19 protein-coding genes are annotated in these 24,376 nt (G+C 74.4%); 4 read left to right on the top strand and 15 right to left on the bottom strand.

The window, feature by feature from the left end:
• Nucleotides 1-84: 84 nt before the first annotated feature.
• The 3 genes from ACN27C_RS03510 to ACN27C_RS03500 all read right to left on the bottom strand — a co-directional run bounded on the left by ACN27C_RS03510 (nt 85) and on the right by ACN27C_RS03500 (nt 4,826).
• Entirely contained in the window at nt 85-1,305 is a 1,221-nt protein-coding gene (locus tag ACN27C_RS03510) for an ABC transporter substrate-binding protein (RefSeq protein ID WP_357797910.1), read from the bottom strand.
• A gap of 121 nt (nt 1,306-1,426) precedes the next feature.
• On the bottom strand, nt 1,427-3,832 hold the full coding sequence (locus tag ACN27C_RS03505; protein ID WP_422750423.1) for a transposase: 2,406 nt from the start codon (nt 3,830-3,832) through the stop codon (nt 1,427-1,429).
• A 40-nt stretch (nt 3,833-3,872) separates the two neighbouring features.
• Nucleotides 3,873-4,826, bottom strand: a complete 954-nt coding sequence (locus ACN27C_RS03500) for a DNA primase (protein ID WP_422750422.1) — start codon at nt 4,824-4,826, stop codon at nt 3,873-3,875.
• A gap of 145 nt (nt 4,827-4,971) precedes the next feature.
• Between ACN27C_RS03500 and ACN27C_RS03495 the strand changes: the two genes are divergently transcribed.
• Entirely contained in the window at nt 4,972-5,313 is a 342-nt protein-coding gene (locus ACN27C_RS03495) for a PadR family transcriptional regulator (protein ID WP_120571680.1), read from the top strand.
• Between the two features lie 53 nt (nt 5,314-5,366).
• Here the strand turns inward: ACN27C_RS03495 and ACN27C_RS03490 are convergent, their stop codons facing one another.
• From ACN27C_RS03490 to deoC, 10 genes are all read right to left on the bottom strand, one after another.
• A complete protein-coding gene (locus ACN27C_RS03490) occupies nt 5,367-6,050 on the bottom strand; it encodes a permease prefix domain 1-containing protein (RefSeq protein ID WP_422750421.1) in 684 nt (227 codons plus the stop codon).
• Nucleotides 6,051-6,112: 62 nt separating this feature from the next.
• Nucleotides 6,113-7,951, bottom strand: a complete 1,839-nt coding sequence (gene cydC, locus ACN27C_RS03485) for a thiol reductant ABC exporter subunit CydC (protein ID WP_422750420.1) — start codon at nt 7,949-7,951, stop codon at nt 6,113-6,115.
• A 34-nt stretch (nt 7,952-7,985) separates the two neighbouring features.
• On the bottom strand, nt 7,986-9,668 hold the full coding sequence (gene cydD / locus ACN27C_RS03480) for a thiol reductant ABC exporter subunit CydD (protein WP_422750419.1): 1,683 nt from the start codon (nt 9,666-9,668) through the stop codon (nt 7,986-7,988).
• Nucleotides 9,665-10,672: a cytochrome d ubiquinol oxidase subunit II gene (locus tag ACN27C_RS03475; RefSeq protein WP_422750418.1), complete on the bottom strand. Its 1,008-nt coding sequence runs from the start codon at nt 10,670-10,672 to the stop codon at nt 9,665-9,667. Before ACN27C_RS03475 ends, cydD begins: the two co-directional genes overlap by 4 nt.
• A 12-nt stretch (nt 10,673-10,684) precedes the next feature.
• Entirely contained in the window at nt 10,685-11,932 is a 1,248-nt protein-coding gene (locus tag ACN27C_RS03470) for a cytochrome ubiquinol oxidase subunit I (RefSeq protein ID WP_422750417.1), read from the bottom strand.
• Nucleotides 11,933-12,035: 103 nt separating this feature from the next.
• The gene (locus ACN27C_RS03465; RefSeq protein WP_121686509.1) at nt 12,036-12,941 is read right to left on the bottom strand and encodes a M56 family metallopeptidase; all 906 of its coding nucleotides are present in this window, start codon (nt 12,939-12,941) and stop codon (nt 12,036-12,038) included.
• A 10-nt stretch (nt 12,942-12,951) separates the two neighbouring features.
• Nucleotides 12,952-13,398, bottom strand: a complete 447-nt coding sequence (locus ACN27C_RS03460; RefSeq protein ID WP_120571673.1) for a BlaI/MecI/CopY family transcriptional regulator — start codon at nt 13,396-13,398, stop codon at nt 12,952-12,954.
• Between the two features lie 238 nt (nt 13,399-13,636).
• On the bottom strand, nt 13,637-14,461 hold the full coding sequence (locus ACN27C_RS03455) for an aldehyde dehydrogenase family protein (RefSeq protein WP_422750416.1): 825 nt from the start codon (nt 14,459-14,461) through the stop codon (nt 13,637-13,639).
• A complete protein-coding gene (locus ACN27C_RS03450; protein ID WP_422750415.1) occupies nt 14,454-15,884 on the bottom strand; it encodes an aldehyde dehydrogenase family protein in 1,431 nt (476 codons plus the stop codon). Before ACN27C_RS03450 ends, ACN27C_RS03455 begins: the two co-directional genes overlap by 8 nt.
• Nucleotides 15,885-15,889: 5 nt before the next feature.
• Nucleotides 15,890-16,849 (bottom strand): deoxyribose-phosphate aldolase, encoded by a 960-nt coding sequence (gene deoC / locus ACN27C_RS03445; RefSeq protein ID WP_121684342.1) that lies wholly within the window; start codon nt 16,847-16,849, stop codon nt 15,890-15,892.
• Nucleotides 16,850-16,985: 136 nt separating this feature from the next.
• On the opposite strand from deoC, the gene upp reads away from it, so the two are divergent.
• Both upp and ACN27C_RS03435 read left to right on the top strand, forming a co-directional pair.
• Nucleotides 16,986-17,618, top strand: a complete 633-nt coding sequence (upp, locus tag ACN27C_RS03440) for a uracil phosphoribosyltransferase (RefSeq protein ID WP_120571672.1) — start codon at nt 16,986-16,988, stop codon at nt 17,616-17,618.
• A gap of 158 nt (nt 17,619-17,776) precedes the next feature.
• Entirely contained in the window at nt 17,777-18,463 is a 687-nt protein-coding gene (locus tag ACN27C_RS03435; RefSeq protein ID WP_120571671.1) for a GOLPH3/VPS74 family protein, read from the top strand.
• 55 nt (nt 18,464-18,518) lie between these two features.
• Here ACN27C_RS03435 and ACN27C_RS03430 read toward each other — a convergent pair whose 3' ends face one another.
• Nucleotides 18,519-20,183 carry a phospho-sugar mutase gene (locus ACN27C_RS03430; protein WP_422750414.1) on the bottom strand — a complete coding sequence of 555 codons (1,665 nt, stop codon included), beginning with the start codon at nt 20,181-20,183 and terminating at the stop codon, nt 18,519-18,521.
• Between the two features lie 49 nt (nt 20,184-20,232).
• A complete protein-coding gene (locus ACN27C_RS03425; RefSeq protein WP_393378277.1) occupies nt 20,233-22,251 on the bottom strand; it encodes a serine/threonine-protein kinase in 2,019 nt (672 codons plus the stop codon).
• Nucleotides 22,252-22,454: 203 nt separating this feature from the next.
• Here ACN27C_RS03425 and ACN27C_RS03420 point away from each other — a divergent pair, with 203 nt between their 5' ends.
• Nucleotides 22,455-24,038, top strand: coding sequence for an acyl-CoA mutase large subunit family protein (locus tag ACN27C_RS03420; RefSeq protein WP_121684340.1), 1,584 nt, complete (start codon nt 22,455-22,457; stop codon nt 24,036-24,038).
• Nucleotides 24,039-24,376: the final 338 nt, after the last annotated feature.

The following is a 24,376-nucleotide window of genomic DNA, read 5'->3' as shown; positions in this document are numbered from 1 at the left end:
CGCTTCCTGCCGTCCGGGGTCGGACACGGTACGCGATCAGCCGGTGACCCTCCACGTGGGAAGGTCACCGGCTGTCGTTCGGAGTCAGGCGTAGCGGGTCCAGGTGCCCCGGAACACCTGGTACACGGAGAGCGAGTCGGGCTCCATGCCGCCGTGCCGGTCGGCGCGGAACGCGTACCCGCCGGCGATTCCCTCGACCGTCTGCGCCTGGAGGAGGGCCCGCAGCCGGCCCCGGTCGAGGCTCGTCGCCATCCGCGCCGACGTGGCGACGAGCTGGAGCGCGTCCGAGGCGTACGGGGCGAAGTCCGGGCTGACTCCGTGCCGCTGCGTGTAGCGGTTGACGAAGTCCCGGCGGGCCAGCTGCGCCGTCGTGGTGGCGGTGGCCGCGGAGACGTCCAGGCAGGCCGGGTGCACCGCGTACGCGCCCTCCACGGCGGCGGCGTTCGCCCCCTGGACGGTGTCGTCGGCGACCGCGCCGGCGTCGAAGAAGATCGGGCCACGGTGGCCGGCGGCGCGCAGTTCCCGCGCCGCGACACCGGAGTCGGGTGCGGTACCCCAGACCACCACGCCGTCCCGCTGGCTGCCGGCGACGCGCTCGGCGGCGGCACGGAATCGGCGGCCGGACGCCGGCAGGCGGACCGTGCGGGCCAGGTCGGTGCTGCTGCCGGCGAGCGCCTCCCGCATCGCCCGCACACCCGAGTCGCCGTGCAGCCCGTCGGCGGCGAGCACTGACACCCGCCGGATCCGCTTGGACTCGAACAGCTCCACCAGGCGGCGCGCCATGTCGACGGCGTCCGGGGTGAGCTTGTAGGTGAACGTGCGCTCCTCCAGCGGCAGCGCGATGCGGTCACCGTAGCCGAGCGACAGGAAGGGCGTCTTGACCCGCTGGGCGGCCGCCGCGAGGGCCATCGAGGTCTCGCCGAGCACGCCGCCGATGAGCGCCTGCGCCCCGACCCGGGTGAGGTCGGCGGCGTGGCGTGCGGCGACCTCGGGATTGCTGCCGTTGTCCAGGATCTGGAGCCGGACCGACCGGACCAGGTTCCCGACCGGTAAGCCGGTGCGGTTCAGCGAGTCGGCGGTGAGCTGCAGGGCCTGCCGCTGGGCGACGCCGAGCAGCGCCCCGGCGCCGGTCAGCTCCAGACTCGCGCCGACGATCAGGTCCTGGTCGCTCGGCGCGCTGCTGGACGGGCCGTCCTCCGGCCGCTGGCCCTGAGGCGCGCAGCCGGCGAGCAGCAGGCTCCCGGCAGCGGCGGCGAGAACACCCCGCCGGGTGAGCACAGTGGAGTCGAACGCCGGTGTCGCCAATGGAATCGCCTTCCCACCCCGGCGAACAGGCGCCGCCGCTGGTCCGCCGGGTATGTTCCCGGCCGGTCCAGCCCAGCGTCAAATCGCCCCGGTGTGGGATGAAACACCCCGGTGGGCCCGGTCAGGAGCGGTAGCCCGCCGAGCGGTACTCGTACTCCCGGTCGTCGTCGCGGTCACCGGTGTCGCGGGTGAAGTCCCAGCCGCCGGCCGCCTCACGGCCCGGACGGCCGCCCACGGCGAAGCCGCCGATCTCCTGGCCGCGCCGCCAGCCCCGGAAGTATCCGGTGGTGTTCTCGGCGAGGCTCGCCGCGTTCCGGACGATCCGCAGCGGACGCTCCTCGCGCAGCGGGGAGCCCGGCACCAGGTTGGCCTGCGGCACGCGCTTCGGCAGCCCGGCCTTGGTCTCCGCGCCGACGGCCGGGCGGGCCGCCTGCTCGGCCGCCTGCCAGCCGGTGTCGGCGGTGCTCGACCACTCCAGGTCGGCCTCGTCGCCGTGCCCGACGAACCAGGCGGACTTGGCCTGCGCGAAGATCAGCAGGTCGCCGTCACCCTCGTCGGAGACCGGCGGCGGCCGGTGCTCCTTCGGGGCGGGACGCCGCTCGGGCTCGGCGGGAAGCGGGACGCGACCCGGGCCGCCCTGGTCGACCAGACGCAGCGGGGGCGCCTCCAGACCGGGGTCGGCCGGCCGGCCCATCTCGTCGCGCAGCGCGCGGTCGGCGAGCGGCGGCGGCTCCACCAGCCGCAGCATCGGCGGCTCCTGCGGCAGGTCGTCGGCGAGCCACGGCGGCGTGACCCGGCCGGGGTCGCTCGGCGCGTCCACGCCCCGCCCGTACGAGTAGGTGGTGCCCTCCCGCTCCCGCGCGGTGTCGTCCTCGTTGTTCACCAGCGGCCAGTTCGCCCGGGAGCCCGGCGGCGCCTCCGGCGCGGGCGGACGCGGGGCCGGCACCGGGATGCTGAGGTCGGTGGCGCTGAACCCACCGGTCGGCGGTTCCGGGGTCTGGTTCGTCTTGGGCCGGGGCGGGATGACGGTGCGCTGCCGCTCGGCCCGCGCCTTGTTGATCGCCGCGGTGGTGAGCGTCGGGCGGAACGGCTCGCCGGCCTCGGCCGGCGGCACGGCGCCGCGTGGGGACGGGGCGATCGGCGTGATCCCGGGAGGCGGCGGGGGCGGCGCGGAGATCGGCCGGTTGGTGGGGCCGTCCACCCGCGACGGCAGCGGCGCGCCGGTCGGCTCGGGCCGCGCCGGGGGAGCCGAGGACGGCCGGCCCAGTGCGGCAGCCGGGGCGACGGGCGTGACCGGGGCCGGGGCGACCGGCGGCGGCGTCACCGGCGCGGGTGCGACCGGTGGCGGGCCGAGCGGCCGGGGCGTCGTCGTGGCGGCCGCACCGGACAGCGGCTCCGGACGGCTGCGCCGCCCACCGGGGACCGGCTCGGGGCGGCCGCGACGGCCGGCCGGCTCGGGTGCGCCGGCGGGTTCGGGACGTCCACGGTGGGGCTCGGCGATCGGCTCCGGTGGGATCGAACGCACCGGACGCAGGTCGGTCGCCGACGTCGAAGCCAGCTCGTCGACCTGCTCTCCCCGTCGGGCGGCGGCCCGGCGGCCGGTCGCGGGGGCGGGAGCGGTGCGTTCGGCGAGCGCGCCGACGAGCGCGTCGCAGCCGGCGTCGCAGGTCCGGACCGAGGCGACGGCCTGGCGCACGGTCTCGGCGACGGCCGCGGTGAGCGTGCGGTTGACGGTGGCCCGCCGGGGCGTCTCGGAGATGGCTACGCGCAGCGCGGTCACCGCGTCGGAGACGTCGTCGGCGTCGGCCACGCCCTCGCCGGCCAGTTGCGCGACGACCGCGTCGGCGGCCAGCGCGCCGTCCCGGCCACCACGGCCCGCGGGGCCGGTGAGCATCCCCGGCTCGGGCAGCGCGTCGAGGACGGCCAGGGCGACCCGGTCGGCAGGATCCGGGTAGGCCCGCAGCGCGGCCGGGTAGAGCTCGCGGAGTACCTCGCGCAGCGTCACCGCGGCCGAGTGCCGGCCGCTCGCCAGCGCCGCGTGCGCGGCCAGGACCTGCGTGTATCCGGCGAGTTCACGCGGCGCCGGGAGGGTCACCGCGGAGAGCGCGCCGGCCTGCAGCGCGCGGGCCAGCCCGACCGCGCGGCGCTCGGCGGGCGGGGAGTTCATCTCCTCCAGGGAGTCGTCGTCGGCGAAGCGCTCGGCGAAGTCGTCGACCGAGTCGTCGTCCGCGATCGCCAGCGGCCGGCCGGCGGCGCTGAGCAGCGAGGTGACGATGTGGTCGTCGCTGTCCGCGGCGATGGCCGCGCCGCTCGGACCGCCGGACCGTTCCACCAGCAGCGCGACCAGCCGGGCGTAACCGGCGGGATCGTCACCGATCTCGCAGACGTGCAGCAGACGGCCTGCGTCGTCGACCACAGCGGACGTCAGCGTCGTTCCGGCCGAAGCCGTTCGGTCGGCCGGATCTGCCGAGGCCAGACCGCAGTACACGCGCACGAGCGCCACGGCGTCGTCCTCCTCCCGGGACACAGGTCTTGCTCTGCCAGAGACTGATGCTCCCCGCTTCGGGTCAGTCGCGCCAGTCCACAACCGCAGAGATCTTGCCGACAATGGTGCGCCAACCCAAGCTTGCGGTTTGTGCCCCGATTTTCTTCAGCCGGCGACGACCCAGGAAACCACCGACGCCACCGTTGACGGAAGCGCGCAGCGCCTCGTCCAGGTCGTCCAGGCTGGAGCCGGAGGAGAGCATGTCCAGCACGGCGGGTAGCCGCAGGGCGTACGCCAGGTCACGGGCGATCTCACCGGCTTCGATGAGCAGCTCGTGGTCCCACGCGTCGTGGCCGCCGCGCAGGTTCTCCACCACCAGGTCGAGCTCGTACGTGTCCTCGTCCAGCGGGGCGATGTCGGCCGGCTCCAGCCGTTCGGACAGTTCATTCCAACTGTCCAGCTGGGACAGGTCGTTGGGCGCACCGGAACGGATGAAAGTGACCAATGACTCCGGGGTCTTGAACAGCAGGAGCCGGCCCTTGTGGGTGAGGAAGACCGGCACCTCCTCGTCGCCCGCCTCGTCGTCCTCGTCCTCGTCCTCGGCGTCGTCCTCGGTCTCGGTCTCGGCCTTCTCGTCGTCCGAGGCGCCGGCCTTGTCCTTGCGGCGGGCCTTGGCGTCCTTCTCCTCGTCCTCGTCGTCCTCCTCGGCGGAGAGGGCGGCGAACTCCTCGTCGAGGATCACCACCTCCTCGTCGTCCTCGGTCTCGACGACCTGGCGACGGGCCAGGAACGGGTCGTCCTGGTCGCGCTCGGCGACGTCGGTCGGGGTCAGCTCGCGCGCCTGCCGGTACGCCCGCAGCGTGAATCCGGTGCCGGAGGGCAGGGCGATCTCCACCGGGTCGATCCGCACTTCTTCCCAGAGCGCGCGGTCGGCCGGCGGGCGGTCCTCCTCGACCTCGTCGGCCGCGGCGGCGGCGTCGGTGTCGTCGAGCTCGGGCTCGTCGGCGTCGGGCCGTTGGGGCGACTGGCGGGCCACGCTGACCTCCGTGTGCGTTCGGGTTGCCCACCCGACGGCGTCGCGCCGCCGAGTGACTCTGCGCACATACCCTAGTGGGCGACGGTTCCGACCGGGAGTCGCACCCCTTGGCGTCCCGGCCGCGCGACAAGTAGCGTTGCTACGCATGAAGGCGCAGGCGCTGCACGGACACCTGGACGCGCTGCTGCTCGCCGTGCTGGAACGGGGCGCGCTGCACGGCTACGCGATCATCGAGGCGTTGCGTGCCCGCAGCGGCGGCACGCTGGATCTGCCCACCGGCACCATCTATCCGGCGCTGCGCCGGCTGGAGCGGGCCGGGCTGGTGGCGAGCACCTGGAGCACCGTGAACGGCCGGGAGCGCCGCACCTACGAGCTGACCGATGCCGGCGGCCGGGCGCTGGCGGGGGAGCGGGCCGGCTGGCACGAGTTCAGCGCCACCGTCGGGCGGTTCCTCGGCGCGGACGAGCCGCCCACCGCACCGGCCTGACCGCGCCCGGGGCCGCCCCGGGGCCGCCCGAGGGTCGACCGGCGGCGGGTCGCTCAGCTTGCCAGCCGGCGGTCGGCGAGCACCCAGCAGCGGGCCGCCCGGGCCAGGGCGAACCAGGCCGCCGAGACCACCACCATCCCGATGATCAGGGGAGGCCAGGTGAGCGCGGCGTCCCACAGCCCGATCGACCAGCCGAACAGCGCGCCCCCGGCGACCGCGCCGAGCAGCAGGCTGCCGGTCAGACCGAGACCGATCAGCCGCGCCGAGCGGACGAGCCACGGTGATCCCCACTTGGCGGCGAGCGGGCCGACCAGCAGCGCGATCAGCGCCAACGCGGCGACCACACCCCAGATGCCGTTCAGCGAGGCGGAGAGCAGCAGGTAGCTCCGCGGTGGCGGCGGACCGCCGCTCCAGCTCGACCCCTGCCAGGTCAGGTCACCGGCTGCGATGAGCACCACCGCCACCACGAGCGTGCGCAGCGCCAGCCCGCGTAGCGCGCCGACGGCCAGCTCGGCCTGGAAACCCGGCACGAGCTGGGCGTCGCTGCCGAACTCGGCGACCGCCCGCCGCTGCGCCTCCGCCCGCGGCAGGCCCCCGTCCCGGTACGCCTCGACGGCGTCCTCCAGCGCGTGCCGCGCCTCGGCCAGCAGGTCGGCCTTGAGCCGGTTCGGCCCGTGCAACCGCGCGGACAGTTCGTGCAGCCGGCGGTCGACCACTGCCTCCTCATGCACCAGCATGCGGCCAAGCCTGCCACCGACGGGCGACACCCGCGTCAGGGAAAACCCCGATCGGCCGGGCGTCAGGGCGTGATCGCCAGGTAGCCGCGCTCGGCGGCCTCCTGGCGCAGCCACTGCTCCCGGTACCAGCCGGGGCGTGCCACCAGCTCGTCGTGCCGGCCGCGCTGCACGACCCGGCCGCCTTCGAGCACCACGATCTCGTCCAGCCCGGCCAGGCCGCTGAGCCGGTGGCTGATCAGCACCACCGAGTGCCCGGCCGGGGTGGTGGCGAGCGCGGAGTCCAGCACCGCGTCGGCGGCCGCCGGGTCGAGCCCTTCGGTCGGCTCGTCGAGCACCAGCACCGGCGGGGCGGCCAGCAGCGCCCGGGCCAGCGCGAGCCGCTGCCGCTGCCCGCCGGAGAGCTGCCCGCCCTGCTCGCCGACCACCGTGTCCCAGGCGTCGGGCTGCTCGCGTACCCAGTCGAGCAGGCCGGCCGCCCGGGTCGCGGCGGTCAGGTCCGCCTCGGTGGCGTCCGGACGGCCGAGGAGCAGGTTCTCCCTGACCGTGGCGTGGAAGACGTACGCCTCGGCGAACAGGCCGCCGACCACCCGTGGCAGGTGCTCGGCCGGGATCTCGGACACCGGCACGCCGCCGGCCGTGACCCGGCCGGTGTCGGGGCGTACCGCGCCGGTGAGCACCGCGGCGAGCGTGCTCTTGCCGGCGCCGCTCGGCCCCACCACCGCCACCCGGCGGCCGGCCGGCAGATCGAGGTCGAACCCGGCCAGAGCGGGGGCGGCACCGGCCCGGTAGCGGACCGTCACGTCGGAGAACCGCACGTCGTGGCCGTCGGTCCGGGACTCCGGCGCGGGCTGCGGCGTCGCCGTGGCGGGTTCGGTGAGCAGGTCGGCGACGCGGGCCAGCCCGGCCCGTAGCTGGGTGCGCTGGCGGGCCGCCGCGACGAGCGCGAGCGCCACCTCCACGGCGGCGAGCGAGCCGACCGCGAGGACGCCGACCAGCACGCCGCCGACCTCGGCCCGCAGCGCCACGACCACCACGGCGGCGGCGGTGAGGCCACCGACGAGGACGCCGAGCGCGTCCACCGCGAAGCCGGTCGCGGCGAGCCGGCGTTCCAGCCGGGCCAGCCGTCCGGCCCGCTGGTCGGCGGCGGCGAGCGCGGCGCCGGTCGCCCCGAACGCGGCCAGGTCGGCGGCGCCGTGGGTGAGGTCGACCGCGTCCACGGCGAGCGCGCCCCGCAGCGGGGCCACCTCGTCGGCGGCGCGGCGGGTGATCCGGGTGGCGAGCGCGGGCAGCGCCACGCCCGCCACCAGCAGTCCGAGCGCGAGCACCCCGGCGGCCGGTGGTGAGATCAGCGCGGCGACGCCGACCGCGAGCACGCTGACCAGTGCCGCCGCCGCGCCGGGCACGAGGACGCGCAGCAACAGGTCCTGGGCCGCCTCCACGTCGGAGACCAGGCGGCTCAGCGCGTCCCCGGTACGGCGGCCGGTCTCGCGCCGGGCGGCGAGCGTGGCGAAGACGCGGGCCCGCACGTCGGTGATCATGCGAAGGACGGCGTCGTGCCCGGCGAGCCGTTCGGTGTACCGGAACACGCCCCGGCTGACCGCCAGTGCCCGGACCGCGACGATGGCCACCGTCAGCCGGTCCAGCGGAGGCCGGCCGGCGGCGCTCATCAGCAGCCAGGTGGCGGTGGCCATCAGCGCCAGGCCGGCGAACTCGGTCGCGGCGGCGAGCAGCCCGGCGCCGAGCAGCCGGCTCAGGTACGGCCGGGCCAGTCGCAGCACCGCCCGCTCGGCGCCGGGGCGGGCGGGCGCGGGCGGTTCCGGTGCGCCGGAGGGGGCGACCGGAACCCCGGTCGGCCCGGCCGGCTCGCGGCCCACCGGCGTCACGCCGTCGCCGGCGGTCACCGGGCCACCGCCGGGCAGGCGGGGGAGACGGGGTTCATCGGGACACTCCCGGGCCGGCGGCGGTCGCGTGCAGTTCGGTGACCCGGCCGTCCTCGACGCGCAGGATCCGGTCGGCGTCGGCGAGCAGCGCGGGCCGGTGCGCGACGAGCAGCGCGGTACGTCCGGCGACCAGCCGCCGGGTCGCGTCCAGCACCACCGCCTCGCTGGCGCTGTCCAGCCGCGCGGTCGGCTCGTCGAGGAGCACGACCGGGGCGTCCCGGAGGAACGCGCGAGCCAGCGCGACGCGTTGCCGCTGCCCGCTGGACAGGCCGTGGCCGCGCTCGCCGAGGCGGGTGTCCAGCCCGTCGGGCAGGGCGTCGACCACCTCGTCCAGCGCGGCGCCGGTGACCGCCGCGGCGAGCGCGGCATCCGGGGTGTCCGGTGCGCCGAGGCGGATGTTGTCGGCGAGCGACCCGGCGAACAGGTGCGCCCGCTGCGGCACCCAGGCCAGCTCGCGCCGCCAGGAGTCGAGGTCGACGCCGGTCAGGTCCACCCCGTCGACGGTGACCCGGCCGGAGGTCGGTGCGACGAAGCCGAGCAGCAGGTTGAGCAGCGTGCTCTTGCCCGCGCCGCTGGGTCCGATGATCGCCACCCGGTCGCCGGGCCGGATGGTCAGCGTGACGTCGCGCAGCGCGCTGGTCCGGTCGTACGCGACTGTGACGCCCTCGAACCGGATCTCGCCCCGGCCGCCCGGCGCGGGCCGGCGGGGCTCGGCGGTGGTGGCGGGTGCGTCGGTGGCGGAGAGCGTGAGCGCCTCGTCCAGCGCGGTGAGCCCTTCCATGCTGGCGTGGAACCGGCTGCCCGCGGCGCGCAGCGGCAGGTACGCCTCCGGGGTGAGCAGCAGCACCAGCAGCGCGGTGGAGAGCGTGAGGCCGCCGCCGAGCAGCCGGATGCCGACCGGCACCGCGACCAGCGCGACGGACAGCGTGGCGACCAGTTCCAGCACCAGCGCGGACAGGAACGCGATGCGCAGCGTCTTCATGGTGGCCTGGCGGTGGCCGTCGGCCATCCGGCGTACCACGTCGACCTGCCCCTTGGACCGGCCGAACGCGCGCAGCGTGGGCAGCCCGGCCACCATGTCGAGGAAGTGCCCGCCGAGCAGCGACAGCCGGCGCCACTGCCGTTCGGTGGCGGCCTGCGCCTGCCAGCCGAGCAGCGCGCCGAAGATCGGAATGAGCGGGATGGTGAGCGCGATGATCAGCGCCGAGCTCCAGTCGGCGAACACGATCCGGGCCAGCACCGCCACCGGCACGGTGACGCTCAGGACGAGCTGCGGCAGGTAGCCGGTGAAGTAGGGGTCGAGCGCGTCCAGCCCGCGCCCGGCCAGGGTGGCGAGCTGCCCGGCCCGCTGCCCGGCGACCCAGGTGGGCCCGTGCCGGCCGACCGCGCCGAGCAGGTCGGCGCGCAGCGCCGCCTTGACCGTCGCGGCGGCCCGCGCCGCGACGGTGCCCTGCGCCCAGCTCACCAGCGCCCGCCCGGCGACAGCGGCCACGAAACCGGCCAGCGCCGGCCGGTGCAGCCGCCCGTCGAACGCCGTGGCCAGCAGCGTCGCCAGCGCGGTGGCCTGGGCGATCACCAGCAGCGCGGTGAGCCCGCCCAGCACCGCGAGCACGGCGAGGTCGCGCCGGGCCGCGGGGACCCGACGCAGCAGACGCGGGTCGAACGGGCGGCGGTTCACCAGTACACCGGTGCCCTGCCGTCGATCCGTCCCCGGAAAACCCACCAGCACATCGCCTGAAAGCCTAGTAGGGCCGGCAGGAGCGGTAACGCGAGCCATCCCAACAGGGCCAGCGTCGGGCGGCTGGCGGCCGCCTCGGCCACTGTCAGCGACGCCGCCGGATCGGTGGTGGAGACCAGGATCCGGGGCCAGAGCGCGGCTCCGATCAGCGGCGCCGGAAGCGCCAGCGCCGTCGCGGTCGCCGCGAAGGCGATCCCGGCCCGCCCTCGCCGCAGCGCCGCGCGGGCCGCCAGCAGCGCCGCCACGAGCGCCAACGGCAGGAGTACGGCCGCAGCCGGGCGCGCCACCGCGGCGCGTACCCGATCGGAGAGCAGGCCCAGGACGGTGGCCGAGGCGACGGCGACGAGCGCGGCGGGCACCAGGCCGCTCGCCAGCCGGGCGAGCGCCGGCGCCTCGGCGGCCGGCAGCCGGAGCGTGAGGAACGTCGCACCGTGCACCGCCACCAGCGCGAGCAGCGCCAGCCCGGCGGCGGCGACGAACGGGGTGGCGAGGTGACCGGCACCGACCACGTGGCCGTCGGCGCTCAAGGGCACGCCCTGGAGCAGCCCGGCGAGCACCGCGCCCCAGCCGAGCGCCGCGAGCAGACAGCCGACCACCACCACCCGGTCCCAGCGGGCACGAGCGGCGGCGGAGGCCGGGCGGCTGCGCAACTGCACCCCGGCGGTCACCAGCACCACACCGGCCAGCGCGGCGAGCACGGCCGGGTAGAAGCCGGAGAGCAGTTCGCCCTCCAGCCGCGGGAACGCGCCGAACAGGATGCCGACGGCGGCCACCAGCCAGACCTCGTTGGCGAGGAAGAACGGCCCGAGCGCGGTGAGCGTGGCCCGGCTGCCCGGTGCCGGGCCACGCCGGGCCAGCAGCAGACCGACGCCGTAGTCGTAGCCGCCGAGCACGAGGTAGGTGGCGAAGAAGAGGCCGAGCAGGGCGTACCAGGCGAGTTCCACGGCGGGCTCCCCTCAGACGAACACGGGCTGGTGGTGGGCGCCGGTGTCGGGCGCGGGCGGCCGGCCGAGCGCCGGGTCGTGCGCCCCGCGGGCGGCGTGCCGGGCCAGCAGCACCCAGTTGGTCACCGCGAGCGCGCCGAGCAGCAGGCTGAACCCGATCAGCGAGGTGAGCATCAGCCCGGGTGGGACCGGCGAGACGGCCTGCGCGGTGGGCAGCAGCCCGTACGCGGCCCAGGGCTGGCGGCCGACCTCGCGGGCGATCCAGCCGAGCAGCATCGCCACGAAGGGCAGCGGCAGGCCGAGCAGGATCAGCCAGAGCGGCACCTTCAGCCGGATGATCCAGTCCCGCCAGAGCAGCGGCAGCAGGAGCCAGAGGGCGCCGAGCGTGAAGCCGATCAGGATCATGAAGCCGAGGCCGACGTTGGAGAGCACCGGTGGTTCCCAGTCGCCGGGGCCGAACCGCGCGGTCCAGTCGGCGACGAGCGCGTCGCGATCGGGGCCGCCGCCGAACTTGGTCGGCTGGAGCTGCGCGACCGGGCCGAACTGGGCGAAGCCGAAGCCCTGGAGCATGCTGACCGAGAGCGCCGCGGTGACCAGGCCGAGCCGCAGCGAGGTGCGGAAGAGCGCGTAGTCGGGGGTGCGCCGGAGCAGGTGCCAGGCGCTCACCGCGGCCATCAGCAGGCCGCCGGTGACCAGGCTCGCCGAGACGACGTGGCCGAACGCCATGCCGAACGTGGGGTTGGTGAGCAGCGCGCCGAAGTCGGTGAGGTGGGCGACGCCGTCGTGGACCTCGTACCCGACCGGGTTCTGGAGCCAGGCGTTCGCCACCATGATCCAGAACGCCGAGGCGTACGCGGTGATCGCCACGCCCCAGAGCAGCGCCAGGTGCACGCCGCGCCGCAACCGGTGCCACCCGAAGATCCACATGCCGAGGAACGTGGACTCCAGGAAGAACGCCACGAGCGTCTCGATGGCCAGCGGCGCGCCGAACACGTTCCCGACGTAGCGCGACAGCCCGCTCCAGTTCAGCCCGAACTGGAACTCCATCACGATGCCGGTGGCGATGCCGAGCACGTAGTTGATCACGTAGAGCTGGCCCCAGAACCGGGTCAGCCGCTCGTACACCGGCTTGCCGGTCAGGTAGCTGGCCGTCTGCAACCCGACCAGCAGCGTGACCAGGCCGAGTGTGACCGCCACGAACAGGAAGTGGATCGAGGTGGTGGTGGCGAACTGGAGGCGGGCGAGGAGCAGCGGGTCCACTGTCGTCCTCCCATGGGTTGGCTCTCTTGTCGTAGCCAACCTACACGTAGCCTCTCTACCTATAGGGGTGCGCGAACCCGGAGAAGTCCCGTAGGGGGCGAGGTCAGCTCAGGAACAGGGCGAACGGCAGGGAGACGAGCGTGCCGGCGACGGCCAGCGCCATCGCGCCGAGCACCCGCGGCGGGCGGTCCGCGACGAGCAGCCGCTGCACGCGTACGTCGAGGTCGCGGTCGCCGAGTCCGAGCGTGCCGGCCGGCTGGACCCGGTGCTCGGCGGCGGCGAACCGGCGCAGCGCACCGGCCAGCGGCGCGTCCGCGTGCAGCTCCCGGGCCTTGTCGTCGGCGCGCATCTCGACCAGCAACGCCACCCGCGCGTGCGCGTCCCGCACCCACCGGAACCAGGGCAGCGCCCGGCACAGCGCGGTGAACGGCAGCAGCACCAGGTCGTGCCGCTCCTGGGCGTGCGCGCGCTCGTGGGTCAGCACCGCTGCCAGCTCGGCCGGGTCGAGCAGGTCGAGCGTGCCCGCGCTCACCACCACCCGGGGACGCACCCCGGGCAGGCAGTACGCCGCCGCGCTCGGGTGGTCGAGCACCAGCGCGCCGGGCACCGTCGGGTCACGCCGGGCCACCAGGTGCAGCAGCTCCCGGTGCCGGCGCTGGGCGCGGACCGCCCCGTGCAGGCTGCGTACCGTCGTGGTGAGCAGCACCACGCCGATGCCGAGACCGACGCCGACCAGGCTGAGGTGCACCGCGCCCACCCCGGCGGGCAGCGTGCCGTGGGCCAGGTCGTCGGCCAGGGCCAGCAGCGCGTACCCGGTCGCCCGGTCGTACGCGTCGAGCCCCAGCGCCATCGGCAACCCCATGGCGGACAGGCCGAGCGCCAGCCCGACCGCCTGCCAGCAGAGGATCGCCACCCGGGGCGCCCGCCAGGTCCAGCGCGCGGCGGCGAGGACCTGCGCGGTCAGCCAGCAGGCCAGGATGATCGCGGCGAAGTGCAGGGCGTACGCCACGGCAGCCGCCCTACCGGTCCGTCGCCTCGTCGAGCGCCGGCCGAACGGGCCGGGGGTTCTCGACCCGGCCGGCCGGTCCGTCCTCGACCGTCGCCCCGGCCTCGGCGCCGAGCGCGGCGCGGAGCACGTCCGCCTCCGTGCCGGTCACCGAACGGGCGAAGCGCACGAGTGCGGCGTCCCGGCTGCCGCCGAGGTCGAGGGCTTCGAGCATGAGCTGGGCGATGTGCGCCTCGCGGGTGGCGGCCGGGCGGTAACGCCAGGCGCGCCCCTCCCGCTCGCGCTGCACCATGCCCTTGCCGGCGAGCCGGTCGAGCACGGTCATGACCGTGGTGTAGGCGAGTTCCCGGCCGTCCAGGGCGTCGGCGACCTCGCGCACCGTCACGCCACCCGACGAGGCGGGCGCCGCGTCCCACAGCACGTCCATCACCGCACGCTCAAGGTCCCCCAGCCGAGTCACCCGTCAATCCTACCCCCGGTAGTAGACCCCTTCCGCCGCCCCGGTCCCCGTTCCCCCTCCCGAAGATCAACGCCAGCTCGGGGAGGTGGTGCGCGTCGCCAAGATCTACGCCAGTCCGGGGAGGTGGTGCTGTCCTGGGCTGGTTGATGCAGCCACCTCGGGGAGATGGTGTCGATCTCGGTGGTCGAGGGTGGACGAGGGTGGACCGTGGGGACGAGGCCGGACCGGGCTGCGTCGGTCAGACGCCCTTCGGGTGCCAGACGGTCTTGGTCTCCAGCAGCGTGGTCATCCGGGTGATGCCGGGGTCGGCGTACCAGTCGTGGTCGGCCGGGGCCGGCCGCAGCACCCGCTTGAGGTTCTCCGCGGCCTTGATCTCCAGGTCGGCGGCCAGCTCGGCGTCGGCGACGCCGGTCAGGTCGATCGCGTTGACGTCCATGTGCGCGGCGAGCGTCGGCACGGTCTCGGTCAGCCGGCCGGTGAGGATGTTGACCACCCCGCCGGGCAGGTCGGAGGTCGCGAGCACCTCGGCCAGCGTCACCGCCGCCAGCGGCGCCGCCGGGGAGGCGGCCACCACCACCGTGTTGCCGGTGACGATCGCCGGGGCGATCACGCTCACCAGGCCGAGCAACGCGGGCTCCTCGGGGGCCACCGCCGCCACCACGCCCGTCGGCTCCGGCGCGGACAGGTTGAAGTACGGGCCGGCCACCGGGTTGGCGCCGCCGTACACCTGGGGCAGCTTGTCGGACCAGCCCGCGTACCAGACCCAGCGGTCGATCGCCGCGTCCACCTCGTCGGCCGGGACGCCCAGGGCGACGAACTGCTCGCGCCGGCCCTCCAGCATCTCGGCTGCCCGGTAGAGGATCTGACCCCTGTTGTACGCGGTCGCCCCGGCCCAGCCCTTCACCGCGGCGCGGGCGGCCACGACCGCGTCCCGCGCGTCCTTCCGGGAGGCAAGAGACACGTTCGCGGATTGCACGAGATACGACCGTCCCGACTCGCTGCGCGGGAACTTCCCGCCGATGAAGAGCTTGTACGTCTTGCGTACCGCGACCCGCTCAGACATTGAGGTACCCCTCCAGCCCGTGCCGGCCGCCCTCGCGACCGTAGCCCGACTCCTTGTAACCGCCGAACGGTGAGGTCGGGTCGAACTTGTTGAACGTGTTGGCCCACACCACTCCGGCGCGCAGCCGGTCGGCCAGCCACAGGATCCGGGATCCCTTGTCGGTCCAGATCCCGGCCGACAGCCCGTACGGCGTGTTGTTGGCCTTCTCGACGGCCTCCGCCGGGGTGCGGAACGTCAGCACCGACAGCACCGGGCCGAAGATCTCCTCGCGGGCGATCCGGTGCGCCTGGGTGACGCCGGTGAAGATGGTCGGCGCGAACCAGAAGCCGCGCTCGGGCAGCTCGCACGGCGGCGACCAGCGCTCCGCGCCCTCGGCGGACCCGGCGTCGGACAGCTCCCGGATCCGGGCGAGCTGCTCGGCCGAGTTGATCGCGCCGATGTCGGTGTTCTTGTCCAGCGGGTCGCCGACCCGGAGCTGGGCCATCCGGCGCTTCAGCGACTCCAGCACCCGGTCGGCGACCGACTCCTGGACCAGCAGCCGGGAACCGGCGCAGCAGACGTGCCCCTGGTTGAAGAAGATGCCGTTGACGATGCCCTCGACGGCCTGGTCGATCGGGGCGTCGTCGAAGACGATGTTCGCGGCCTTGCCGCCCAGCTCCAGCGTGAGCTTCTTGCGGGTGCCGGCGACCGAGCGGGCGATGGCGCGGCCGACCTCGGTGGAGCCGGTGAACGCGACCTTGTCCACGCCCGGGTGCTCGACCAGCGCCCGGCCGGTGTCGCCGGCGCCGGTGACGATGTTCACCACGCCGGCCGGCAGGTCGGCCTGCTGGCAGATCTCGGCGAACAGCAGCGCGGTGAGCGGGGTGGTCTCGGCGGGCTTGAGCACCACCGTGTTGCCGGCGGCGAGCGCCGGGGCGATCTTCCACGCCAGCATGAGCAGCGGGAAGTTCCACGGGATGACCTGCGCGGCGACGCCGAGAGGCTTCGGGTCGGGGCCGAACCCGGCGTGCTCCAGCTTGTCGGCCCAGCCCGCGTAGTAGAAGAAGTGCGCGGCGACCAGCGGCAGGTCGACGTCGCGGGACTCCTTGATCGGCTTGCCGTTGTCCAGCGACTCCAGCACCGCCAGCTCGCGCGAGCGCTCCTGGATGATCCGGGCGATCCGGAACAGGTACTTGGCCCGGTCCCGGCCCGGCATCGGACCCCAGACCTTCTCGTACGCGGTCCGGGCGGCGCGGACCGCGCGGTCCACGTCTTCCTCGCCGGCCTCGGCGATCTCGGCCAGCACCTCCTCGGAGGCCGGGTTCACCGACTTGAAGCTGCCGCCGGAGGCCGGGTCGACGAACGCGCCGTCGACGAAGAGCCCGTACGAGGGCTTGATGTCCACCACCGAGCGGGACTCGGGGGCGGGAGCGTATTCGAACATCGCGTTCAGTCCAGGGTGAAGTAGTCGGGGCCGGCGTAGACGCCGGTCGTCAGCTTGGTGCGCTGCATGAGCAGGTCGTTGAGCAGGCTCGACGCGCCGAACCGGAACCAGTCCGGGCTCAGCCAGTCGGCGCCGACCGTCTCGTTGACCATGACCAGGTACTTGATCGCGTCCTTGGTGGTCTTGATGCCACCGGCCGGCTTCACGCCGACCTGACGCCCGGTGGCGGCGCGGAAGTCGCGGACCGCCTCCAGCATGACCAGCGTCACCGGCAGGGTCGCCGCGACCGGGACCTTGCCGGTGGAGGTCTTGATGAAGTCGCCGCCGGCCAGCATGGCGAGCCAGGACGCGCGCCGCACGTTGTCGTACGTGGCCAGCTCGCCGGTCTCCAGGATCACCTTGAGGTGCGCGTCCCCGCACGCCTGCTTGGTGGCGACGATCTCGTCGTAGACCTCGGAGTAGCGCCCGGCCAGGAACGCGCCCCGGTTGATCACCATGTCGATCTCGTCGGCGCCCGCCTCGACCGCCGCCCGCACGTCGGCGAGCTTGATCTCCAGCGGCGCCTGGCCGGACGGGAACGCGGTCGCCACGCTGGCCAGGTGCACGCCGCTGCCGCGCAGCACCTCGGCCACGTACGGAACCATCGACGGGTAGACGCAGACGGCGCCGACGTGCGGGCAGCTCGGGTCGGCCGGGTCGGGGCGCAGCGCCTTGGCGGCCAGCGCCCGCACCTTGCCCGGGGTGTCCGCCCCTTCCAGGGTGGTCAGGTCGACCATCCGGATCGCCAGGTCGATCGCCTCAGCCTTGGCGGTGGTCTTGATGGAGCGGGTGCCGAGTTGCGCCGCCCGCTGCTCCGCGCCGACCTGGTCCACGCCGGGCAGGCCGTGCAGGAAGGTCCGCAGAGCGGTCTCGGATCGTCCCAGCTCGGTGAGGTCCGACCGGGCCGACGTCGTTGTCGCCGTCATGCCCCGAATAGTACGCACCCGCGAGTCGAGTGATCTTGCTCACGATCGACCGGTCGTGAGCGTCATACGTGAGCGGTGTCGCTGGTCGTACCGCACCCGCCCTGCGCCCGGCCGGCGAACGGTAGGTTGAGCGATCGTGGACGTAACCGTCATTGACCATCCGCTCGCCCAGACGCGGCTGACCGCCATGCGGGACGCCCGGACCGACTCGTCGTCGTTCCGGGCCGCGCTGCGCGAACTCACCACCATGCTGGTGTACGAGGCCGCGCGCTCCTTCCCGGTCGAGAAGTACTCGATCCAGACCCCGGTCACCGCCACCGAGGGCAGCCGGCTGGCGAACCCGCCGCTGCTGGTGCCGGTGCTGCGGGCCGGTCTCGGCATGGCCGACGCCGCGCTCGGCCTGCTGCCCGAGTCGTCGATGGGCTTCGTCGGCCTGGCCCGCGACGAGGAGACGTACGAGCCTCGCGCGTACATGGAGTCGCTGCCGCGTGACCTCGCCGGCCTGCCGGTGCTGGTGCTCGACCCGATGCTCGCCACCGGCGGCTCGCTGGAGCACTGCTGCCGGCTGCTCGCCGACCGCGGCTGCACCGACATCACGGTGCTGTGCGTGCTGGCCGCCCCGGTCGGCATCGAGCGGCTGGAGCGCTCCGGCCTGCCGCTGCGCCTGGTCACCGCCTCGATCGACGAGGGCCTGAACGACTCGAAGTTCATCGTCCCCGGCCTGGGTGACGCGGGCGACCGCCAGTTCGGCGGCATGCCCCGCTTCTGACCCGGCCGTCCGGGAAGCCGGTTCGACCCGGCGACCCCGGATCCGGCGATTTGGTGGAGAGGGCTCCTTCCCGCGTGGAAGGGGCCCTCTCGGCGTGAATCGGGCGGCCCCGGCGAGTCGATGCGCGGGGGTGCGGGGAGGCGCTAGCGTTCCGGGCCATGACTGGTGTTGCGCTCGCCGAGGAGCTGCTGCTCCTCGCGTATGACGACGAAACCGGCAAGGCCACCATGCCGCGGATCAGCCTCGACCTGGGCATGGCCGCCGCCGTGCTGGTCGAGCTGGCCCTGGCCGGACGGGTCGCGTACGCGGACGGGAACCTGGCGGTGGTCGACCCGGCCCCGACCGGCGAGCCGATCGCGGACGCCGTCCTCGCCAAGATCGCCGCGGACACCCCGCACACGCCGTCGTCGTGGGTGCAGCGGCTGCGGCACGGGCTGCGCGACCGGATCCTGTCCGACCTCTGCGGCCGGGGCGTGGTGCGGGACGTGGACGAGACCGAGCTGGGCTTCATCCACGTGCACCGCTACCCGGTGGCCGACGCCTCGGTCGAGGCGGACATCCGGCAGCGGCTGGCCGACGCGCTGACCAGCGGACAGCTCCCGGACGAGCGGACCGCCGCGCTGGCCACGCTCGTCGCGGTGCTGCGGATGGAACCCGCGCTGGGGCTGACCGGCCCGGCCGCCGAGGACGCCGGCCGGCGCCTGGAGGAGATCGCCGCCGGCGCCGGGTTCTCCGGCACCGTCAGCCTGGACGACAGCGTGGTTCGCCCGTCGATCAGCCTGGTCATCGCCGCGCTGGGCCAGGCCGTGGACGCCGCCCTCGGCAAGCGGCCCGCCGCGAGCTGAGGCCGTTGACCGGTGCGTCCGTCGCCGCCGGAGCGACGACGGACGCACCGGGCCGTCAGAGCCCCAGGGCGGCGGCGATCTCGTTGCGCAGCTCGGCCACGGCGGCCCGCGCGCGCTGCCGGGCCGCGGGCACGTCGCCGCCGCCCACCGGCTCCACCACCTCCAGGTACGCCTTGAGCTTCGGCTCGGTGCCGGACGGCCGGATCACCACCCGGGCCGCGCCGGTGCGCAGGATCACCACGTCCGCGTCGGGCAGCAGGTCGGACGCCTCGGTCACCGGCTGCCCGAGCAGCGCGGTCGGGGTGGCCGCCCGGATCCGGGCCATCGAGTCCGCGATCACCCGCAGGTCCTCCACCCGGACCGAGAGCTGCTCGGTGTGGTGCACGCCGAACTCGGCGGCGAGCTCGTCCAGCCGGTCGAGGAGCGTACGGCCCTCGGCCTTGAGACCGGCGGCCAGCTCGGCGACCGTCAGCGCGGCGGTGATGCCGTCCTTGTCGCGGACGTGACCCGGCGCGACGCAGTAGCCCAGCGCCTCCTCGTAGCCGTACACCAGCGGCTCCCGGCCCCCGCCGGCCCGGACGATCCACTTGAACCCGGTGAGCGTCTCGTCGTAGGGCAGGCCCCGGGCCGCCGCCATGGCCCGCAGCAGCGCCGAGGACACGATCGTGGTGGCGTACAGGCCGGTCACCCCGCGCCGCATCAGGTGGTCGGCCAGCAGCGCGCCCACCTCGTCGCCGCGCAGCATCCGCCAGGATCCGGCGTCGCGTACGGCCACCGCGCAGCGGTCCGCGTCCGGGTCGTTGGCGATGGCGAGGTCCGCGCCGATGCGGTCGGCGAGCGCGACCAGCAGGTCCACCGCGCCCGGCTCCTCCGGGTTGGGGAAGCTGACGGTCGGGAACGCCGGGTCCGGCTCGGCCTGCTCGGGCACCACGCCGGGAACGCCGAAACCGGCGCGCGCGAACGCGGCGGTCAGCACCGCGGCACCCACCCCGTGCAGCGGCGTGTACGCCACCTTCAGGTCCCGTGGTCCGGCCGGGTCCACCACGGCGGCGGCCTGCTCGACGTACGCGGTCACCAGGTCGTCGCCGAGCACCTGACCGGCCGGGCCGAGCGGTACCGCCGCGAGCGGGCCGACCGCCCGGATGGCCGCCTCGATCCCGGCGTCGGCGGGCGGCACGATCTGCGCGCCCGCGCCCAGCTCACCGCCGAGCTGCGCGCCCAGGTAGACCTTGTAGCCGTTGTCCTGCGGCGGGTTGTGGCTGGCGGTGACCATCACCCCGGCGACCGCGCCGAGCTGCCGGACCGCGAACGCCAGCACGGGCGTGGGCAGCGGCCGGGGCAGCAGCAGCGCCGGGCGACCAGCGCCGGTGGCCACCTGCGCGGTGCGCTCGGCGAACGCACGGGATCCGCGCCGGGCGTCGTACCCGATCACCAGCGGGCCCTCGCCGCCCTGGGCGGCGAGCCAGCCGACCAGCCCGGCGGCGGCCTGGGTGACCACGGCGAGGTTCATGCCGTTGGGCCCGGCCCGCAGCGGACCGCGCAGCCCGGCGGTGCCGAAGGTCAGCGGACCGGCGAACCGGTCGGCCAGGTCGGCCGCCGTGCCGGGCAGCCCGTCGAGGACCGCGCGCAGCTCGACGCGGTCGTCCGGGTCCGGGTCGTCGGCGAGCCAGCGCTCGGCGCGTACGCGAAGGTCGTCAAGGTCAGTGGTTTCCGCCGCCATTGCCTCATGAAAGCACGGCGGCGGATCACCACTGGCCGTCGGCCTCGACTCAGTTGGCCGCCGTGAGCTGGAACGAGTCGACCATCGCGTCGAAGATCGGCTTGCTCTCGGCGAATCGTGCGTCGGTCGTGGAGAGGTAGAACGAGTAGACCTTGCCGTCCTTGACCAGGCCCCGCCAGATGCCGTGCCGCATGGCCTCGCCCTCGCCGCAGGTGTATTCGAGCTGGCCCGCGGTCTGGCCGGCGAGTGGCTGCTCGGAGACTGACAACTCGGTATAGGGGGCCGGGCAGGTCTTGCTGTTCGCGGTCTTGCTCTTCAGGTTCCGCGAGGCGAACTCGGCCCAGCTGATCGAGGTGCCGCCCCACTTCTCGGCGATGACCCGCACCTTGCGGCCCTCGTCGTCCGGGTCGACGTAGTCGACGTAGAGGCCGCCGGTCTGCTGCTGCCAGCCCTTCGGGACCTGGATGGTGACGCCCTTGACGGTCCGCTCCTGCATCTCCGGCGCGGCCGCCGCCGAGGTGGTGGGCAGCGTGCCCACGATCGGCGGGGGAGCGTCGTCGCCGCCGCTGGTCAGCGCGATCACGCTCACCAGCAGCACCACGGCCAGGCCACCGGCGGCGGCGAGCTGGACCTTGCGCGGCCACGCCTTCACCCGGCCGAGCAGGCCCTTGGCGCTGCCGAGCGCGCCGCCACCACCGGCGGCGGCCGGCGCGGTGGCCGGGGTGGTCCACGCCTGGCCGGTGCCGGGCACCGACCACTGGTTGCCGCCGCCGTACACCGGCTGGGTGGCGTCGACGGTACGGCCGTAAGCGGTGGGCACCGCCTGGGTCGCGTCCGCTCCGGCGCCCTGGCCGAGCCGGACCGTGGCGTCCGGCGAGATGCGCTGGGTGGCCTCCGGCGTGCCCGGCCCGGACATCGCGCCGGTCGGGGTGTGCAGCGGGCCGGCCAGCGCGTCGGCGCTGGTCTCGTCGAGCGCGGCGGCACCCGCCGCGGCCTTCTCGGCCTGGGGCCGCTCGCCGCGGCGCAGCGCGGCGAGCCGGTCGGTGAGCGACTCGTCGGGGCCGATCATCGCCCGGCCGCCGATCTGCCCGCTCGGCTTCGGCTCCGCCGCGATCGCCGGCGGCGTGGTCGGGCGCGGCACCGGCACCACCGCGTACGGGTCGGTGACCGAGTTGACGGCGGTGGCGGTGCTGGTCAGCGGACCGGCGAGCAGCTCGCGCAGGTTGGCCCGGGCCCGGTGCACGTCCATCCGGCGGGCCGGGTCCTTCTCCAGCAGCCCCATCAGCACGCCGGTCAGCGGGCCGCTGCGCTGCGGCGTGGCGGGCGGGTCCTCGACCACGGCGTGCATGGTCTCGATCGGGTCGCCCTTGTCGAACGGGGGCCGGCCCTCGACCGCCGTGTAGAGCGTCACGCCCAGCGAGAACAGGTCGCTCGGCGGCCCGAACTCCTGGCCCATGGCCCGCTCGGGCGAGATGAAGTGCGGCGAGCCGAGCACCATGCCTGGCGTGGTGAGCTGCACGTCGGTGGGCATCCGGGCGACGCCGAAGTCGGTCAGCACGCAGCGGCCGTCGGTGCAGATCAGCACGTTGGCCGGCTTGACGTCGCGGTGCAGCACGCCGATCGCGTGCGCCACCTCCAGCGCGCCGAGCAGCGCGATCCCGATCTTGGCGACGGCGCGCGGCGCGACCGGCCCGTCCTCGATCACCATGTCGGCCAGGCTGCGGGCGTCCAGCAGCTCCATCACGATCCACGGGCGGCCACCCTCGGTGACCACGTCGTAGACCTGCACCACCGCCGGGTGCTGGATCGCGGCGGCGGCGCGGGCCTCCCGCAGCGTCCGTTCGTAGAGCGCGTCCCGGTCGCTCGGGGCGAGCCCCGGCGGGAGGACGACCTCCTTGACCGCCACATCACGGCGCAGCAACGTGTCTGTGGCCCGCCAGACCGTGCCCATGCCTCCGTTGCCCACCGGGGAGCGCAGCGAGTAGCGACCACCGATGGTGGTGCCGGGCGCCGCGCGTCCAGTGGGGGGACTGGCCGGTCCGCCGCTCCACGTCGGAATCTGAGTCACAGAAAAGCCACCGGGGGATATCGAGGGGGCTGGGACACAACCCCTCTATCTTGCTGGTTCCGACGCCCGATGCGAAACCCGACGCGGCGGGCGTTTACCTACTCGACGGTATGTGGTCGGCCGCTCACCTCCGGTGGGTCGCCGCCGGGAGGTGTGCGGTATCCCTCACCCACCTGGCGGTCTGCGCGTCCTACCATCCGGTAATGAGCGATGCGCGGTCAAGCGAGTCGGGTTTCCCGATCCAGGGCGTCTACACGGCGGCAGACCTTCCGGCGGACCTGGACGCCCGGCTGGGCGAGCCGGGCGAGTTCCCGTACACCCGCGGGGTCTACCCGACGATGTACACGTCCCGGCCCTGGACCATGCGACAGTACGCCGGGTTCGGCACCGCGACCGAGAGCAACGCGCGCTACCACCAGCTGCTGCGCGCCGGCACCATGGGCCTGTCGGTCGCGTTCGACCTGCCCACCCAGATGGGGTACGACTCGGACGACCCGATCGCGCACGGCGAGGTGGGCAAGGTCGGCGTCGCCATCGACTCCATCGAGGACATGCGCACGCTGTTCGGCGGCATTCCGCTGGACAAGGTCTCCACCTCGATGACCATCAACGCGCCCGGCTCGGTGCTGCTGCTGCTCTATCAGCTCGTGGCCGAGGAGAACGGCGTGCCCGGGGCGGCGCTCAACGGCACGATCCAGAACGACATCCTCAAGGAGTACATCGCCCGGGGGACGTACATCTTCCCGCCGAAGCCCTCGCTGCGGCTGGTCGCGGACACCTTCGCCTACTGCCGGGCCGAGGTGCCGAAGTGGAACACCATCTCCATCTCCGGCTACCACATGGCCGAGGCCGGCGCCTCGCCCGCGCAGGAGGTCGCGTTCACGCTCGCCAACGGCGTGGAGTACGTCCGCGCGGCGCTCGCCGCCGGGCTGGCCGTGGACGACTTCGCGCCCCGCCTGTCGTTCTTCTTCGTGGCCCGCACCACGCTGCTGGAGGAGGTCGCGAAGTTCCGCGCGGCCCGGCGGATCTGGGCCCGGCTGATGCGCGACGAGTTCGGCGCGAAGAACCCGAAGTCGATGATGCTGCGGTTCCACACCCAGACCGCGGGCGTGCAGCTCACCGCCCAGCAGCCGGAGGTGAACCTGGTCCGGGTGGCGGTGCAGGGCCTCGGCGCGGTGCTCGGCGGCACCCAGTCGCTGCACACCAACAGCTTCGACGAGGCCATCGCGCTGCCCACCGAGAAGGCGGCCCGGCTGGCGCTGCGGACCCAGCAGGTGCTGGCGTACGAGACGGACCTGACCGCCACCGTCGACCCGTTCGCCGGGTCGTACGTGGTGGAGGCGATGACCGCCGAGGTGGAGGCGGCCGCCACCGAGCTGATGGACCGGGTCTTCGACCACGGTTCGGCGGTGGACGCGATCGAGGCCGGCTTCCAGAAGCGGGAGATCGAGCAGTCCGCGTACCGGATCGCCCAGGAGATCGACTCGGGCGAGCGGGTGGTGGTCGGGCTCAACCGGTTCCAGATCGACGAGGAGGAGCCGTACGAGCCGCTGCGGGTGGACCCGTCGATCGAGGCGGCGCAGGGCGAGCGGCTGGCCCGGCTGCGTGCCGAGCGGGACTCGGGCGCGGTCGAGCGGGCCCTGGCCGAGCTGCGTGCCGCCGCCGAGGGGGACACCAACGTGCTCTACCCGATGAAGGAGGCGCTGCGCGCCCGCGCCACGGTCGGCGAGGTCTGCGGAACGCTGCGCGAGGTGTGGGGGATCTACCGGCCCAGCGACCGGTTCTGATTCGTCCGGCGGCGGCCCCGCCGCGCACCCTGAGTGCGCGGCGCGGGCCGCCTTCGCGTGTGCGATTCGGCGATTCGGGTAACCGGAACGGGTGAACGGGACGGACAGCGTGTGCGGTCGGCGGTCGGGCGCTCGTGTCACCGTCGGGAGTCTTCCGGCAGCCGACAGTTGTCGTGCAATTGTCGGAGCGGCAGTTAATTGCCGCGACTAATGCGACAATTCGGAACGACGGGTCGGTATTTGTGGCCGTTGAAACGGTTACGCGTTGTAGGAGGTGGGAGGCGGATGACGGCGTTCGACCGCGATCTACCTGCTGTCCCGCAGATATTCGAGCCCTC

The sequence above is a fragment of the Micromonospora sp. WMMD1219 genome (assembly GCF_049315215.1).
In the GTDB taxonomy this organism is placed as follows: Bacteria; Actinomycetota; Actinomycetes; order Mycobacteriales; family Micromonosporaceae; genus Micromonospora; species Micromonospora tulbaghiae.
The sequence above is the reverse complement of the archived record's forward strand: the minus strand, read 5'-3'. Positions and strand labels throughout refer to the sequence as shown.